This window comes from Nitrospira sp. CMX1 (assembly GCF_054902215.1).
Genome location: NZ_JBUBKD010000043.1, coordinates 1 through 16,283, shown reverse-complemented (window position 1 = coordinate 16,283; position 16,283 = coordinate 1). Strand labels below are relative to the sequence as shown.

Here is a 16,283-nt window from a genome sequence, read left to right as displayed (position 1 = left end):
TGTAAGACCGTTAGACCTCACAACTCACGTACAGGGAAGTCGTCAAGGAGGAGCGAACGCGTGCGAAAATCGCCCTGGATTCTGATTGTTTTCGTGATCATCGGAGGTCTGCTCGGTGGAATTCTCGGCGAAATTCTCCATGTAATGGCGCCTCAAGGCACCATCCAAAGTATCTTCTCCACGCATTTTATGCCCGGCATTGATCCCCCTTTGACTGTGGATCTTGTGCTGGCCAAACTCGTATTAGGGCTCAGCCTCAAGATCAACATCTTGAGCGTCCTTGGCATGTTTGTCGGCATCTATCTCTATAAGCACGTCTAACAGGATGCTCAAAAAGACCGTCTAGCAAGGCCGCAGCAAGCGAAGAGGTGAGGCGTACGCTCCGGTACGCTGAGCCTCTGAGCGATGTAAGAACGCCGCTGGTGGGTTTTTTCAGCATTCTGTTAATCCTTCGCCTGTAACGCCTGAAGTCGCAAGGCCCGAATCTGATTCCGCAGCTCTGCTGCCCGCTCAAATGCCAGCTCCTTCGCAGCCACTTTCATCTCGATCTCCAGTCGCTGAATGAGTCGATCGGTTGATTCTGCTTGTCCGTACTCTGCGCTTGATTCAGCCGCAAGCGGCAGTTGCACATAATCGAGATCAGCCACCGCATATTCAAGAGACGGGATCCCTTTCGTAATGCCAACCGGCGTAATGCCGTGGATGCGGTTGTACTCAGCCTGAATCCCACGACGGCGATTCGTTTCGTCGATCGCCTGTTTCATCGAATCCGTCACACTATCTCCATAAAAAATCACCCGACCTTCGAGATTCCGCGCCGCTCGGCCTGCCGTTTGAATCAACGCACGGTAAGACCGCAGATAGCCCTCCTTATCCGCATCCAGAATCGCGACAAGACTCACCTCGGGAAGATCGAGCCCCTCTCGAAGCAAATTGATTCCAACCAAGACGTCAAACGTTCCGCACCGGAGAGCGCGGATGATCTCTGCCCGCTCAAGCGTTTTGATGTCGGAATGGAGGTAGCGGACCTTAATTCCCAAGTCGTGATAATACTCCGTCAAATCCTCCGCCATCCGTTTCGTCAAAGTGGTCACCAGCACTCTCCCCTGCTTGGCCGCCTCCGCACGGACCTGTCCCAGGAGATGATCGACTTGCCCTTTGGCCGGTACGACTTCAATGTGCGGATCCATCAGTCCAGTCGGACGCACGATCTGCTCCACGACTTCATCACCTGCATGCTTGAGTTCGTAGGTACCGGGGGTGGCCGATACATACACCACCTGATTGAGACACTGTTCGAATTCCGAAAATTTCAGCGGTCGATTATCGACCGCCGACGAGAGTCGAAACCCATACTCCACGAGCGTTCGCTTTCGTGAAAAATCCCCCTCATACATGCCTCCGACCTGAGGAATGGTCGCGTGCGACTCATCGACGATCAATAGAAAATCTTTCGGAAAGTAATCCAGCAACGTGGGAGGCGCCTGACCCGGGCTTCTTCCGCTGAGATGGCGGGAATAGTTTTCAATCCCATGGCAGTACCCCATGGCTCGGATCATCTCCAGGTCAAACTTCGTGCGCTGCTCAATCCGTTGAGCCTCCAGCAGCCGTCCAGATTTTCTGAAGTAGGCGACACGCTCGTCGAGCTCCTCCTCAATGCCCGTAATGGCTCGCTCATAGCGATCCGGGGCGATGAGGTAGTGGGTGTTGGGGTAGATCGCAATCTTGGGAAGCCTTCTCAAGGACTTGCCGGTGAGCGGATCAATTTCATGAATCGCATCCACCGTATCCCCAAAGAGTTCGATGCGAACGGATTTTGCTTCTGACGACGCAGGGAAAATTTCGATCACATCCCCGCGTGCCCGAAAGGTTCCACGATGAAAATCCACGTCATTGCGTTCGTATTGAATTTCCACCAACTTCGATAAGATCTTTTCTCGCCTCGTTTCGAGGCCCACCTCCAGATAAATCAGCATGTCATGATAGACCTCCGGTGATCCCAGCCCATAAATACAGGAGACGGAGGAGACAATCAGGACATCGTTTCGCTGCAGCAGCTCCGTCGTCGCGGAATGCCGCATCTGATCGATTGCGTCGTTAATCGAGGAGTCCTTGGCAATGTATGTATCGCTCTGCGGGATATACGCTTCCGGCTGATAATAATCGTAGTAACTGACGAAATACTCGACGGCATTATGAGGAAAAAACTGTTTAAACTCCTGGTAGAGTTGACCGGCCAGAGTCTTGTTGTGCACGAGCACCAGCGTCGGCTTCTGGACGCGTTCAACAAGATTCGCCATGGTAAAGGTCTTGCCGGACCCCGTGACGCCAAGCAATACCTGATGCTTCTTCCCCGCATGAATTCCTGCCGTGAGCACCTCTATCGCGGCGGGCTGATCCCCACAGGGCTTGAACGGAGCATCGAGCTTAAAGGGAGGCACGACGACCTCCCGTGAGATGCCAGAATGAGTACTCGATCAGCATCAAATCTCTCCGAAGTCCCCCAAAAACAAAAAGGGCTGCCGGAACCTCCGGCAGCCCCTCATCAGCTACGAACTAGCTCTCTGGTTAACCGCGACCACCGCCAAATCCACCGCGGCCTCCGCCACCGGAACGAGGTTCTTGCGGACGTGCTTCATTCACCGTCAACGTACGTCCCCCCAGTTGCGTCCCGTTCAACGCCGTAATCGCCGCCTGTGCCTCAGTATCGGACGACATTTCCACAAATCCGAACCCACGAGATTGTCCGGTAAACTTGTCTGTGATGATCCGGGCTGAGGCCACCGCCCCATGCACCGCAAACAAGTCACTCAGTTGTTGTTCGGTTGTTGCATAGGGCAATCCTCCGACATAAATCTTCGCACCCATCAGGCTCCTCCTTTGACACAACGATGTTGTCTTGGACTCGAGAAAACAACGAGGAAGGAATGGGCCGAAGACGTCAACACAACGGCGGCTTAGCTCTGGCTTCCGATCAGATTCCCGGACTGGCCCAATACAACATCTACCCAGGCCTCATCACTTTCTGCGCCGAGCTTGCGCAGGCCTTTCACAAGCCGGCATTTCAATCGTACCTCAGATGCAAAGATAAAGGCAAGTTTGAGACCAACTCCAATTACCGGAAGAGTCGCGTTAGTACGCCGGCGGCGGAGAAAGTGGCCGGTGCGAAAAGAGCGGAACCGCATGAAAGCTATCAAACAGCATGGCGGACTTATCCGTCACGACAAAACCGACTTGCCCCAATCCCAACGCTTGGTCCTCAACAGAGAGCACGAGCGTGCCATCTACAAACATCTCGACGAAATCTTTGCTGATGATCGTATTGCGTTGCACTCTGAGGGTGTGCCAATCAACCGGTTTGAGATTGACGGGCGCTTGCCCGAGCATCGTTGCGACTCCGCTGGAAAGCCGAATAAATCTGACCTGTTGAGCAGCCAGATCTACGATCGCACCATAGAAATTCTTCGCATCACGTGCCCCGACCACCACTCCGCCTGATCCGCCAGTCCCCGGGGCGGCATGGAACCGAACACTCACGTCAGGATATTCATACTGCATTCCTTCCGCCAACAACACCTGATAGCAGAGCTGTCGACAATTCGATGAGGCGGCCACGATATTGGGCGGAGAAGGAGCCGTGGGATGCTGTTGTACCACCCATTCAGCAAGCCGCTCCTCACCGGACACGGCGCTGACAAAACCATTGGGCAACCTTCCAGGCGATTCTTGATCAAACGGCCACTGCTGAAAAAGCCCGCCCTTCGCCTGTTGCTTGAGATTGGCTGCCTTTTCCTCCTGCGTCTCCCGTTGAACGCCATAGCTCAGGGAAGGCTCTATCATGAAGGCCGTTCCGACCACCGACAACAGGGCTAATGTCGCTAACAGGTTTCTTCCGATATGTGACACGTGAACACCCATCCCTCTCAATACACCTTGTCCTACTTCGAGCTTCCCGGTTTCTTGATTTGAAGAATGTCGCGCTGCAACCGGTCTCGCTCAGCAAGAATCGTTCGTCGACGTTTCCAGCGATCCCAGGTCCACCACCGAAGCTTCTCTCTGAACGTCACCATCGGTGGCGCTGCACTTCCTCCCGGAGCCTGCTGGAAGGAATACCCTTCATGGGTATCACGCTCGGCAAAAAACCGTCGGTACAAGTGATCGTACAGTCCTTTTCCCTGTTCACCCCCTGCCATCCTGAATCTCCATCCTCACGACATAAACAGCCATCCATACCAGTTGATCGAATAGTACCTGGGCTCGGTACGGCGCTGCAACCAGCTTTCTCCACGTGTTATGATCACCCACTATTCTGCGGTGGCCCAGAGATCATCATGAACGCTGTCGTCCCCTGTCTGATTGTGCCGCTCATTCGAATTGTGATCTGCGCTGCCATCGCCCTCGTGCTACAACCTCAGGTCCCTCTCGCACAAGCACCAGAGACGGCTCTGCAGGCCGCGATCACTGCACTCTCTCCAGAACGGATGTTGTCCGATATCCGAACACTCAGTGGTCCCTCGTTCAATGGGCGGCAAAGCGGCACAAGCGCCGACCTCGAGTCTGCACGGTGGGTGGCACAAGGGTTTCTTTCGGCTGGGTTACGCTTACCACTCGTTCGCGACGACTCACTGACCGTACCGTTCTTCACAAGCAAGGACCTTGCTTCATCCGGTGCGATGGCGAGCCCGATAGCGACTCCCCTGATCACATCAGATCCAACGTTGCGAGCCGGTTCCGGGGAGCATCTCACCGCTAAGGTTCTTGGCTCAGACTATCTTCCTATCTTTGATTCGCCCTCTGCGGATGTCCAGGGCCAAATCGTTTTTGTTGGGTATGGCATCGTCGACCCTTCCCACGGCATGGATGACTATGCCGGTGTCGACGTACATAATTGCATCGTGCTGTTTCTACGCGGCAAACCGGAGCACTATCCACACTCGGTCAGCCACGCCGACAAGGTCCGGGTCGCACGCGAACGTGGTGCCGTCGGCTATCTGACGGCAACAGGTCCCATTCTCCACCCCTATGAAATCCGTCGCGGCGTCACGGGGAGTCCCAGTGCCTTTTACGGACAGCTACCTCCGGACCAAGCGATTCCCGGCGTCTGGATCAGCACAACCCTGGCCCAAGAGCTTCTCCAACAATCGAATGGGAATGGTCCGGATCGCCTGCGTGTCCTTCAGGAGCACCTGAATCAAACAACCTCATCACACGCAACAAGGACTGAGCAGGTTGCCTCGCTCCAGTGGGAAACGAAGACTGAGGAGGGGCTTCTGGTCAATGTGCTGGGAATGATCCCCGGAACAGGACCAGAGACGGTGATCATCGGAGCCCATCGAGACCATTTCGGTCGTCCCGGCGGACTCCTCTTCCCTGGTGCCGATGACAACGCCTCTGGAACTGCTGTCATCTTAGAACTCGCACGGGTCCTGACGAAGATGGGAGTCCAGCCTCAGCGCACGATCCTGTTTGCCTCGTTCAGCGGCGAGGAACGTGACCTACTTGGTTCCCGGCTCTACACCTCGCGTCCGCCTGTCCCATTCAGTTCAACGAAGGCCATGATCAATATCGATCACGCTGGAGTTGGAAACGGGCGACTCACCGTCGGAGTAACCGGAATTGAGAAGGAGATCGCATTAGCGGCAGGCCAGTCTTCCGGTGTGAAGGAGAAGCTGGATCTCTATGGGTTTTTCCCTGGCGGCGATCATGTCCCGTTTAAAGAAGCCGGCGTCCCGACCATCACAATCGTGAGCGGCGGCATCCACCCACACTTCCATCAACCAACTGATACCGCAGACACCATCGACCCCAAGATCCTCAAAGCTGCAACCCAATTCGCCTTGGCAGTGACCTGGCACTTGGCATACGAACCGACGGACATAGCGGGCGAGTCCGCCACTGGATCTCCCGTACCGCAGCAAACGAACTGACGTCCCGCCCCCTGTTGGCATCCAGGCTGCAACCAATGGAATTCTCTCCCTGTCTTGCTTAGCCGGTTGCTGAGAAACCCAACGTTGTTTCCAAAATAGAATTGGTGCACACGGTGGCCGACCGGACAAAGATACTCCGCAGACTGTTCAGAAAGACCGTCCAACAAGGCCGCAGAGAGCGAAGAGGCGAGGAGGTACATACCGCACTTCGTGTGAACCGTTCACCCATCGAATTGATCTTTGGAAAACGGATAGACTCCACCAGTGTGATACTTCTTCGCGGGTGAGCCTCTGAGCGAGACGAGAGCGCCGCTGGCGGACTTTATCAACAGCCTGTTAGGGAAATGGTTCAAGCAACTCAGACTCAATCGGCGGTAACAGATCCGTTTGGCGCGGTGGCGGAGGTAGAACGGTCGGGCTCCCAATCTGATTCGCACCCTGGATCAGTCCAATGGAAAGCTGGGGTCCGAATGTCATGATAGCCCCACTCCAGGCTTGGCCGATCGTGGGATTTCTGAAATTGTAGGTTTGCACGTTCGGTCCCGGTGCATAGATCAAACCCTGCGTGCCCTGGTTGTCGATATACAAACTCCCTCCGGGAAGCTTCAGCAGCGGAGAGACCCCGCCGGCGAACGATCGCACCCCCGAGGTACTTTGCGCCCATACAGACACGTCGGTGCAGAGGGTCATAGCGGTAAGCAGACACAGTACCCCGCCTAGTGAACCGACCTGACACTTCTGAGCACCTACGTGTCGAACCGGATATCTTTGAATAGCCATGACGTGAACCATACAACACTTTATAGTATGCTCTTGTATCGATCATTGATCAAGGAGGCACCTATGCATAGCACATCCTCGGCGCACCACTATCGTCTGGCGATCATTGCGATCGTAGGATGGGCATGCATTGTCTGGCCTCACATGAGTTGGAGTCTGGACGTGACCCAGCCGATCACGACGGAACGGCGCGAAACCGTGTCCCTGGCTGACGCTGCAGTGCGGGCGTTGCAAAGCAATCTCGATATCAGCATCAGCCGGCAGAATCGCGAAAGTCGACTGGCCGATATCATCATCGAACAATCGAAGTTCGACCCAAACCTGAGTATCAACGGCCAATATAACCGAACCGTGAATCCGCTCAATCGCCCCGTCTTCGGAGGAACTATTGGGGTCCTTGACCAGATCACCACCTTCGATCAACGGAACCATTCGTTGACGGTGGATGCACAAACCAACCTGATCACCGGCGGCAATTTCGACATCAACTATAGCCCGGCCCGAAACAGTGTGAACCAAAACGTCGCGCGTGGATTTCTGTTCAACCCGTCCTGGACGGGAGGGCTGGCATTCACCTTCACCCAACCGTTGCTCAGAAACGCGGGGATCGCCATCAACAAGACCTTCATCACGGTCGCGCAAAACAACGCGATTGTCGAGCAACACGTCTTTCGAGATCGAGTCATGACCGTCATCACCTCGGTGGAACAAACCTATTGGGAAGTGGTATTTGCCAATGAAAACCTGAAGGTCGCTCAAGCAGCTTTGAAGGCCGCCGAAGAACTCTTGGCCGCCAACCGGGCGAAGACCAAGGCGGGTGTCATGTCGATCGTCGATGTCCTCCAAGCCGAAGCTGCGGTGGCCTCACGGGTGGAGCAAGTCCTCGTGGCTGAGAAAGCCATTCGCGATCAAGAAGATCAACTCCGGCGACTCTTGAATCCTGGTGAGGAGGATCTGCGGCAAGACGTCCGCCTCACTCCCGTCGATCCTCCCGTCACCGTGCTTGAACCCCTGAGCCTCCAGGAGGCCATCGATACCGCGATCGAACAACGGCCTGAAATTACACAGGCCAAGAAAAACATCGAAACCGGTGAGCTCAATAAGCAGTTTGCGCGTAACCAGCTGCTTCCGACGCTCTCCCTTCAAGGCACGGTCGGACTAGCCGGCCTGGGCGGAGACTATAGCGAATCTTTCACTAGAAATTTCAGCGGAGACTTTTATAACTACGGCGCAGGATTGGTGCTCAGTTATCCCCTCGGAAACCGAGCTGCCGTCAGCACCTACAATAAACGGAAGCTCGAGGCTCAAAACGCTGAGGTGGCTCTCGCGAACGTGCGGCAGCAAGTCATCGTCGGCGTTCGTGAAGCGGTGCGCCGGGTGCAGACGGATTTCAAACGGATCGAAACCACTCGTTCCGCCCGCATCATGGCGGAGAAACAACTCCAGGCCGAGCAGGAACGATTGAAAGTGGGACTCAGCACGACGCGCTTCGTGCTCGAGTTCCAGCGCGACCTCGCAACCGCGCAAGGGAACGAGTTGCGTGCGATCGTCGATTACAACAAGTCTTTGTCGAATTTGTCTCGACACAAGGCAACCACCTTGGATCGCTATCACCTCGAACTGTCGTAGCCCATCCATGACGCCCGAGCCCCATCGGCTCGTTCACCGTCACGTTGTTCAGACGGGAGCAGCACTGACGCTACTCCCCATCGGAGCTACACTCGGCTATTACGCCCTGCCCGCTTCCCTCCAAGACCACCTGCTGCTTCAATTCACCCCGCAGTTGCTAGCCTATCTGGCAATGGGCATCTGGGCTTCGCGCACAGCTGATCTCTCGACTGACCTGGGATTGGAACAAACGAAGATTATCGCCGGGCTGAACTGGGGGTTGCTTATAGGGCTGACCCTGGGTTGCCTCAATACGTTCGTGATCCTCTCGATCTATCCAGCACTCGGCTACGATATCACCTTTTTGCAACAGACCCCTCACGGTCGTCTGCCGGTCTTACTGATGGTGCCCTGGTTCATCTGCGGCATCGCATTCTTCGTGGAGATCACCTTTCGCGGGTTCGTCTTAGGTCGATTGGCCGAATACGAACGGCAATGGAGAGGGGCTCATTCCGGGCAACAGCTTGCTCCCCTTGCGTTGCTGGCGACGACACTGACGTTTTCATTCGACCCATTCATGGTGAATACCTTTCGTTATCTCCATTGGATCGCGCTGTGGGATGGACTCGTCTGGGGAACAATCTGGCTCAGAACGCGCAACCTCTGGATCACGATCATCGCCCACGCCGTCGAAGTCATCATCATGTACAGTGCTGTCAGGGCAGCGATCGGATAAAATGGAGTGTTCCTTCGCAATGATGGCCTCGTCCACATGATCTGATGAATCCCTCCTTCTCCAGCTACCTGGTCAACGATGTCTTCGGTGATCCTGGTGTGTATGTGAACATTCGGTGGTCAAAACGAGCCTTGCTGTTCGATCTCGGACACAACGACAACCTTGGGCCCACGAGGCTGCTGCGAGCTGAAGAGATCTTCATCTCCCATACACACATGGACCACTTCATCGGATTCGACACGATTCTTCGTGTGGCATTAGGACGAGGGAAGACGCTCAAACTGTTCGGCCCTCCGGGCTTAATCGACAACGTGCAAGGCAAGCTGCGCGGCTACACCTGGAATTTGGTGGATGGCTACCCCCTCACAATCAAAGTCCGCGAGTTCCACAAAGATGAAATTCGCCAGGCAGTGTTTCTCGCCAGTAACGGATTCCAGTCGCCTGAACAAGTAACGATTCCGGCACCACGCCACGATGATCCACCTTTTATCGTGCTGGACGATCCGATGTTCACCGTCAAGGCGGTCGCTCTAAATCATCGCATCCCCTCGTTCGCATATTCGCTGGAGGAACAGTTCCATATCAACGTCAACAAGCAGAAACTGCATGAGGCGGGGCTGAGAGTCGGCGCGTGGCTCAAAGAGGTCAAGCGGTATATCTGGGAGGGCAAACCGGACGATTTCCGATTCACCGTGGCGCTCTACGACGAGCATCGACGAGAAGACCGAGAGTTTGTGCTGGGTGAGGTCAAGGAGCGATTCTTGGCGATCTCACGAGGGCAGAAACTTACGTACGTCGTCGATGCGCGACATGACGAGGAGAACGAAGCCAAAATCGTCGCATTGGCCCGCGGCGCCGATGTCTTCTATTGCGAATCACCATATTTGGATTGTAATGCAGAAAAGGCTCGTGACCGGTATCATTTGACGGCCAGACAAGCCGGCTCCATGGCCCGCAAGGCTCAGGTTCGAGACCTCGTCGTGTTTCACTTTTCACCCCGCTATACCGGCCAAGGGGAGGCGGTGAAGCGAGAAGCCATGGAGGCGTTTCACGGGAACGAAGGAGGATAGTCGGTGAATGATCTCGGCAAGTATCTGCTCTATTTTCTGTTGGGCGGCTCGATTGTCAGCTTCTCCACGTATCTTGGCTCGCAGGGTAAATCCTTCCTGGCAGCCATGGCGAGCACCTTTCCCGCCATCACCGGCGTGACATTCATCCTGCTGTATGCAAGCGGAGGCGGTACAACGACGGTCGACTATGCCAAGAGCCTCCTCTGGTTTGTCCCACCGTGGACGGTTTATGTGGTTGCCATGATCATGGGCATCCCACGCCTTGGCTTCTGGCCCGCAATGGCCGGGGCGCTCGTCCTCTATCTGGGATGCGTGGGGCTGGTGAAGGTGATGCTGCGTTAGCCGCACGAGCTCAGGTTTACCAGAACTCCGACTTTCCAAGAGTTACGTGGTTGCATATACCGCTGAGAAGCCTTGCCGCATTGACTAACTTTGCGCCAAGACCAACTTGAACAAGCCCACACCACAGTATCCAATGCAGAGCTGGAAAGTCATACTTGAGAAGCATCTGGAGCCGGCGTTTGCTGCGCGCTGAAGGCCCCTTCTCCTGCAGGAGGCTCAAAATGACCGTCAGCGAGGCTGCAGCAAGTGAAGGGCCGAGGCATACCCTCTGGGGTATGTTGAGGGTCTGAACAATGCGAGAACGAAGCTGGCGGGCATTTTCAGTCTCCTGCTACTCCACGACCACCGCCGTCCCGTTCGCACTGACCATCAACATGCTGCTGTTTGTGCCGATAGTTTCATAATCGATATCAATCCCGACGATCGCATTGGCCCCCAAGTTCTTGGCTTGTTCCTCCATTTCTTCCAGCGCAATGTTCTTGGCCTTCCGCAGTTCTTTCTCATAACTAGCCGAACGCCCACCGACGATATCTCGGATCGACGCGAAAAAATCTCGAAAAATATTCGCGCCGAGAATCGCATCCCCGGACACCAAGCCTAGATATTTTACTGCCCTCTTGCCCTCGATATTGTTGGTCGTCGATAGAATCATGTGCCCTCCTGGTTCAGTACCCTTATCCGATCATTCATCTTGAAGAATTGCCAAACCCTTTCCCGTTTCCACAGCAGCAAACGGCCTCGTGCACAAGCCCAACGGCATTTTGATGGACACACTACCCATGGATAATCACGCAACTCGCGGGTGGATCATTATGGATTCTCCCCCCCAACTGTCCACGGACTTTCACCGACTCATGCACAAAGTCTCCGGAATTGATCGTGCGCTGAGGGTCTTTTTTGGGATCAAAGTTCTTGGACACGGCAGCATCCGCATTACACAGAGCCTCATGTTCCCGCAACTTTTCCTCAACCAGCGGAAGGCCCGCTTCCTTGGCACGCCGGAGCATCCAACAGAGAGCAATGTTTGCCAGCCCGGCACATTGTCCACCCCCGACATCGGAATGAACCCCACGGAACCATACTTCTTGAAGCCGATCACCGATGACACCACCCTTTCTTAGCACAACCCGAGTGGGAGTGAAGTTCCGGCGGCGTTCATCCAGCGCCATCGCGTGGTAACAGTGTTGAACATTGTCGGGCAGCGTCAAGTGCCAACCGATATTCAGATCGTTCCCTGGAATGCCGAACGAAGCGACCACATCCCACAGCCCGAGAAAACGCACCACGGCCCCAGGCTGCTCCTCCTGCACTTGATTCGCAAAATGCAACGCCAGCGCCGCTCCTCGACTGAACCCGATAATGTCGACCGTCCGATCCCCTTCCGCAAAATACTGTCGCAGCTTCTCCATCGCTTCGTGAATCCGAAAATGCCCTCCCGCCCCGGTGAGACCACCGAGCAGTTTACCGACAAAACCAAGCCGCGTCCCCACACCTTTTAAGTAGAACTCTTTCGTATTAGGGGAGAGGCATTTGTAGAAGGCCAGAACATTCGTTTCCTTGGCTTCATCGGCTTCATCTTCGTTCCATGTACCATCAAACGCGTACAGTGCCATGGTGAGTCCCTCCTTGCTTAAGCTTGAACGGTCTTATTTCTCAATATCCGGGGCAAGACGGAAGCCGATATTGAGGCTCCGGTCGACGGCGAAGTTCCTGAACCGATACCATGCATGCAGGAGCACCGATCTGCTGCTCCAGGGACCGCCCCGGATCACGTGCTCGCCACCTCCTTTGTCGGTCTGTAACACCTTCTCGTGTTCAGGCTTGTCGTACGTATTTAAGCATCACTCCCACACATTGCCTGCCATATCCAGTACACACCCTGAAGCGTGGCCCCCGTGGATACATCCCGACAGCGGTCGTGTGGCTCAGGCGACTCTCCTCGCTGTTACATCGGCCTGAATCCCAGCCTCCAGGCCACGGAAAGTCGCGCTGCAGATCTCCGCCCGTCGCTGCTTGCTGCCACTCCCACTCAGTGGACAGACGAATGCTGGTTCTGGCCTTGGCACTCGGCCATCGGCAAAAAGGGACGGCTTCGTACCCCGACACCGTCTCCAGTGGCGCATTCGCCTCACTCCATGCCAGCCTATCATCTTTAGGGCTCTGTTCGAGATTCTTCCACCACACCTTGTTTCCAAAGCCGTCCTCTGACTTAAGAAACGCCTCGCACTGTTCGTTGGTCACTGGATATTTGGCAATACGGAATGGTGTGACTGTAAACAGGTGGCCAACATCCCGCAATCTGACCTGCTCTCTGGGGATTTCAATCCACACGATATCCGGCAAGCCGTCCTTTGCGAGCTCAACCCCAGGCCATGCATCACCAAATGCTGCGAGATACCGATTAACCTTGAGGCGCTCGTCAGGCCACAAATAGTTAAGATCATAACTGTGGTCTTTCCATTCATTGGCTTCGATCTCCGCCTGACGCAGGACAAATAAACTCTCTTGGTTGGCCTTAATCCACAGGGCCAGCCTCGGCCAGCCCACGAAGCGCCGTTCGTGAGCGACGGAGATAAGACTCTCATGGTCCAGCATATTGATCACATGATACTCGCTTTGGCGAAGCGCACGTATCACCGCGGATCGGAAATCCTTGGATCTTCGTAGGTTGATGAGAGATAGATGGTGGCCATAACAATTTCAGGCTAACCGAGGAGGCTACGTACGAGGCGCATTCTACGCCTCCACCAGACAAAGGCAACCCTTCGGCGAGCCTGCTCTGAGCTTGTCGAAGAGCTCAGGGCAGGCCCTTCGAATGGCATGACTCGATTTTCGGCATCCCCCTCGTTGAACAGATCGTCAGGTATTGCTACGATGGCCGGTCGTTCCTTCTCTGAAACAATTGCCATGCCGACCCCTCTGAACCCCAATCCCTCAACCAATCACCTCATCATCGAGGGGGCTCGGCAGAACAACCTCAAGAACGTCTCGCTGCAGATTCCCCACAATCAGGTCACGGCGATTACCGGTGTGTCAGGATCCGGGAAATCTTCGCTTGCCTTCGACACAATCTTTGCCGAAGGCCAATGGCGCTACGTCGAATCCCTCTCGACCTATGCCCGCATGTTTCTCGACAAAGTGGCTCGCCCGGATGTGGATCGGCTGATCAATGTGCGGCCGGCGATTGCCATCGAGCAGAAGAATCAGGTGCGTACCTCCCGCTCGACGGTCGGCACGACGACGGAGATCGCCGATCTGCTGCGTCTACTCTTTGCCAAGATCGGTAAACCCACTTGCCCTGACTGCAAGCAGGAAGGCCGGGCATTTCAACCCGACTCTGTCACGGACGACCTGCTCACGCGGTGGCCCGATACTAGAGCCATGGTGTTGTTCCCCGTTACGACTCCCTCGCGCAAAGAGGAAGCTGCGTTCGTTCAATCGCTGCTGACTCGTGGCTTTACCAGACTCAAAACGCAGGACGACGTCATCGACTTGCATGAAGTGGACAAGCCATCACTCCACAAGTGCTCCTCAATCCATATAGTCCTTGATCGCCTGGTCATCCGAGAGGACAACCATACACGCCTGATCGAAGCCATCGAAACAGCGTTTCGTGAAGGAGAGGGCCGCTGTTCTGTCGATATCATCGACCACGGACGGCAATCCTACAGCACTAAGTTTCTCTGCCAGAGTTGCGGGCGGACCTTTGAGCCTCTGCGGCCGATTCTCTTTTCATTCAACCATCCCCTCGGTGCCTGTCCCGAATGCAAAGGGTTCGGCAATGTGCTGCGATATGATCCGGAACTGGTCATCCCCGACCAGTCGAAATCTCTCGCCCAAGGAGCAATCGAACCCTGGAGTAAACCCAGCTCAGCCTGGTGGCAGAAACAGATGTTGACTGCGATGAGAAAACATGGCGTCGATGTCGAGATTCCTTTCAAGGCACTGTCGGTGGACCAGCAACAATTGCTCTGGGAAGGCGCCAAATCCTTCGACGGCATCAACGACTTTTTTGAGTACCTCGAAGGCAAGCGGTACAAGCTGCACGTGCGCGTCTTTCTCAGCCGCTACCGCACTCCCTTCGATTGCCCTGGCTGCCATGGCAGCCGCCTGAAATCGGAAGCCCTCTTCGTCAAGCTCGCCGGCAACGATATTCACGAGACGACGGAACGAACAGTGGAAAGTCTGGCAGGGTGGGTGGATTCCCTCCCCTTACGCCAATCCGAACAGGAGATCGCCTCAGATATCCTCCGGCAGCTCAAGGCCAAGCTAGGCTTCCTCCAACGCGTCGGCCTTGGGTACCTGACGCTCAATCGACAAACGAAAACCCTCTCCGGCGGCGAAGCCCAGCGGGTGGCGCTGGCGAATCAACTTGGTTCTCGACTGGTCGGGACACTCTACGTGCTCGACGAACCGACCATTGGTCTCCATGCAAGAGATACAGACCTATTGGCCGGAATCCTCCGTGATCTCGCAGCAACCGGCAATACTGTCGTGGTCGTTGAGCATGACCGTCGCATGATTGAGTCAGCCGATTTCCTTGTCGAGTTGGGCCCTCACTCCGGTGAAAAAGGTGGTGAGATCGTCTGTGCAGCCTCAACGAAAGAATTCCTTCAGGACCGTCGAGCCATCACAGCCCGATACTTGCGCGGTGAAGAGGAGATCCCATCACCTCATTCGCGTCGAAATGGAAACGGGAAGATGCTGGTGCTCGCCGGAGCGACAGAGCACAATCTGAAAGACCTCTCCATCCGCATTCCCCTCGGCATGCTGATCTGCATCACCGGGGTGTCTGGTTCAGGCAAGAGCACGTTGGTTGAAGAAACGCTCTATCGAGCTGTGGCTCGTGCCTTTCGCGTAGAGTCTCTTCCCATGGGGCGATTCAAAGCCATTAAGGGCATCGAGCACCTCAAAGGCATCCGCTTGATTGATCAACAACCGATTGGACGTACGCCACGCTCCAATCCGATCACCTATCTGAAGACCTTCGACGAGATCCGTCAGCTCTTCGCCGCGGAACGAGAGGCGCAACAACAAGGACTCACGCCAGGACACTTTTCCTTCAATGCCGCCGGTGGCCGCTGCGAACGCTGTGAAGGCAGTGGGGTGGAAAAACTGGAGATGTACTTTTTCGAGGATATCTATGCACCCTGCGAGGCCTGTGAAGGCAAGCGCTTCAAAGCAGAGGTCTTGAAAATCCGCTATCGCGGCAAGAATGTCGCCGACGTCCTCAACATGACCGTGGAAGAAGCCGCTTCATTCTTCAATGGAACGTCGAAGCTACAGGACAAGCTCCAGCTGCTCTCCTCCATCGGACTTGGCTATCTTCGCCTTGGCCAATCCGCGACGACATTATCAGGTGGTGAGGCCCAGCGATTGAAGATCGCCGCCGAACTGAAAGATGCCTCTGCCAAGGACATGCTCTACATCATGGACGAGCCGACCACCGGGCTCCATTTTGAAGACATCAAGAAGCTCCTCGCCGTGCTCCACAAACTCGTGAACGCCGGGAACACATTGGTTGTCGTCGAACATAATCTCGATGTCATCAAATCCGCCGACTGGATCATCGATCTCGGCCCCGAAGGCGGCGCTGCAGGAGGCCAGATCGTCGCGGAAGGACGTCCCGAGCAGATCGTCAAAGTGGCAGGATCATACACCGGACGATTTCTGTCAGAAGTACTCACGCCAAAACATTCTCACACATGAGGCGGGGGGGAAAGGCTGGTTTTTGTGCCCCCCACCCCCATCACACCCGCTTTTCCTGGGTCTCCCACTCGTAGATCTTCTCCTCTCTCCCCCCCCCCCTTCCCCGACTGA

15 protein-coding genes are annotated in these 16,283 nt (G+C 55.3%); 7 read left to right on the top strand and 8 right to left on the bottom strand.

The window, feature by feature from the left end:
• Nucleotides 1-60 precede the first annotated feature (60 nt).
• The gene (locus ACYX34_RS10945) at nt 61-321 is read left to right on the top strand and encodes a DUF4321 domain-containing protein (protein WP_462076599.1); all 261 of its coding nucleotides are present in this window, start codon (nt 61-63) and stop codon (nt 319-321) included.
• A 122-nt stretch (nt 322-443) separates the two neighbouring features.
• Here the strand turns inward: ACYX34_RS10945 and uvrB are convergent, their stop codons facing one another.
• From uvrB to ACYX34_RS10925, 4 genes are all read right to left on the bottom strand, one after another.
• Nucleotides 444-2,441, bottom strand: coding sequence for an excinuclease ABC subunit UvrB (uvrB, locus tag ACYX34_RS10940; protein WP_462076598.1), 1,998 nt, complete (start codon nt 2,439-2,441; stop codon nt 444-446).
• Nucleotides 2,442-2,568: 127 nt separating this feature from the next.
• Nucleotides 2,569-2,868 carry an RNA recognition motif domain-containing protein gene (locus ACYX34_RS10935; protein WP_462076597.1) on the bottom strand — a complete coding sequence of 100 codons (300 nt, stop codon included), beginning with the start codon at nt 2,866-2,868 and terminating at the stop codon, nt 2,569-2,571.
• Between the two features lie 264 nt (nt 2,869-3,132).
• Nucleotides 3,133-3,906: a hypothetical protein gene (locus ACYX34_RS10930; RefSeq protein ID WP_462076596.1), complete on the bottom strand. Its 774-nt coding sequence runs from the start codon at nt 3,904-3,906 to the stop codon at nt 3,133-3,135.
• A 32-nt stretch (nt 3,907-3,938) separates the two neighbouring features.
• Nucleotides 3,939-4,193, bottom strand: a complete 255-nt coding sequence (locus tag ACYX34_RS10925) for a hypothetical protein (RefSeq protein ID WP_462076595.1) — start codon at nt 4,191-4,193, stop codon at nt 3,939-3,941.
• A gap of 138 nt (nt 4,194-4,331) precedes the next feature.
• On the opposite strand from ACYX34_RS10925, the gene ACYX34_RS10920 reads away from it, so the two are divergent.
• On the top strand, nt 4,332-5,927 hold the full coding sequence (locus tag ACYX34_RS10920) for a M28 family peptidase (RefSeq protein ID WP_462076594.1): 1,596 nt from the start codon (nt 4,332-4,334) through the stop codon (nt 5,925-5,927).
• A gap of 336 nt (nt 5,928-6,263) precedes the next feature.
• Here ACYX34_RS10920 and ACYX34_RS10915 read toward each other — a convergent pair whose 3' ends face one another.
• Nucleotides 6,264-6,707, bottom strand: a complete 444-nt coding sequence (locus ACYX34_RS10915) for a hypothetical protein (RefSeq protein ID WP_462076593.1) — start codon at nt 6,705-6,707, stop codon at nt 6,264-6,266.
• A gap of 63 nt (nt 6,708-6,770) precedes the next feature.
• On the opposite strand from ACYX34_RS10915, the gene ACYX34_RS10910 reads away from it, so the two are divergent.
• Genes ACYX34_RS10910 through ACYX34_RS10895 form a run of 4 tightly spaced genes read left to right on the top strand, consistent with a single transcriptional unit; the run spans nt 6,771 to nt 10,463 of the window.
• Nucleotides 6,771-8,336, top strand: coding sequence for a TolC family protein (locus tag ACYX34_RS10910; protein WP_462076592.1), 1,566 nt, complete (start codon nt 6,771-6,773; stop codon nt 8,334-8,336).
• A 7-nt stretch (nt 8,337-8,343) separates the two neighbouring features.
• Entirely contained in the window at nt 8,344-9,051 is a 708-nt protein-coding gene (locus ACYX34_RS10905) for a lysostaphin resistance A-like protein (protein WP_462076591.1), read from the top strand.
• A gap of 44 nt (nt 9,052-9,095) precedes the next feature.
• Complete coding sequence (locus tag ACYX34_RS10900; RefSeq protein WP_462076590.1) at nt 9,096-10,121, top strand: ribonuclease Z; 1,026 nt, start codon at nt 9,096-9,098, stop codon at nt 10,119-10,121.
• Nucleotides 10,122-10,124: 3 nt separating this feature from the next.
• Entirely contained in the window at nt 10,125-10,463 is a 339-nt protein-coding gene (locus ACYX34_RS10895) for a DUF3147 domain-containing protein (RefSeq protein WP_462076589.1), read from the top strand.
• Nucleotides 10,464-10,794: 331 nt separating this feature from the next.
• Here the strand turns inward: ACYX34_RS10895 and ACYX34_RS10890 are convergent, their stop codons facing one another.
• The 3 genes from ACYX34_RS10890 to ACYX34_RS10880 all read right to left on the bottom strand — a co-directional run bounded on the left by ACYX34_RS10890 (nt 10,795) and on the right by ACYX34_RS10880 (nt 13,100).
• Nucleotides 10,795-11,115 (bottom strand): heavy metal-binding domain-containing protein, encoded by a 321-nt coding sequence (locus ACYX34_RS10890; RefSeq protein WP_462076588.1) that lies wholly within the window; start codon nt 11,113-11,115, stop codon nt 10,795-10,797.
• Nucleotides 11,116-11,236: 121 nt separating this feature from the next.
• The gene (locus tag ACYX34_RS10885) at nt 11,237-12,076 is read right to left on the bottom strand and encodes a phospholipase effector Tle1 domain-containing protein (RefSeq protein WP_462076587.1); all 840 of its coding nucleotides are present in this window, start codon (nt 12,074-12,076) and stop codon (nt 11,237-11,239) included.
• 202 nt (nt 12,077-12,278) lie between these two features.
• Nucleotides 12,279-13,100: a formylglycine-generating enzyme family protein gene (locus tag ACYX34_RS10880; RefSeq protein WP_462076586.1), complete on the bottom strand. Its 822-nt coding sequence runs from the start codon at nt 13,098-13,100 to the stop codon at nt 12,279-12,281.
• Between the two features lie 270 nt (nt 13,101-13,370).
• Between ACYX34_RS10880 and uvrA the strand changes: the two genes are divergently transcribed.
• Nucleotides 13,371-16,172: an excinuclease ABC subunit UvrA gene (gene uvrA / locus ACYX34_RS10875; RefSeq protein WP_462076585.1), complete on the top strand. Its 2,802-nt coding sequence runs from the start codon at nt 13,371-13,373 to the stop codon at nt 16,170-16,172.
• Nucleotides 16,173-16,283 lie beyond the last annotated feature (111 nt).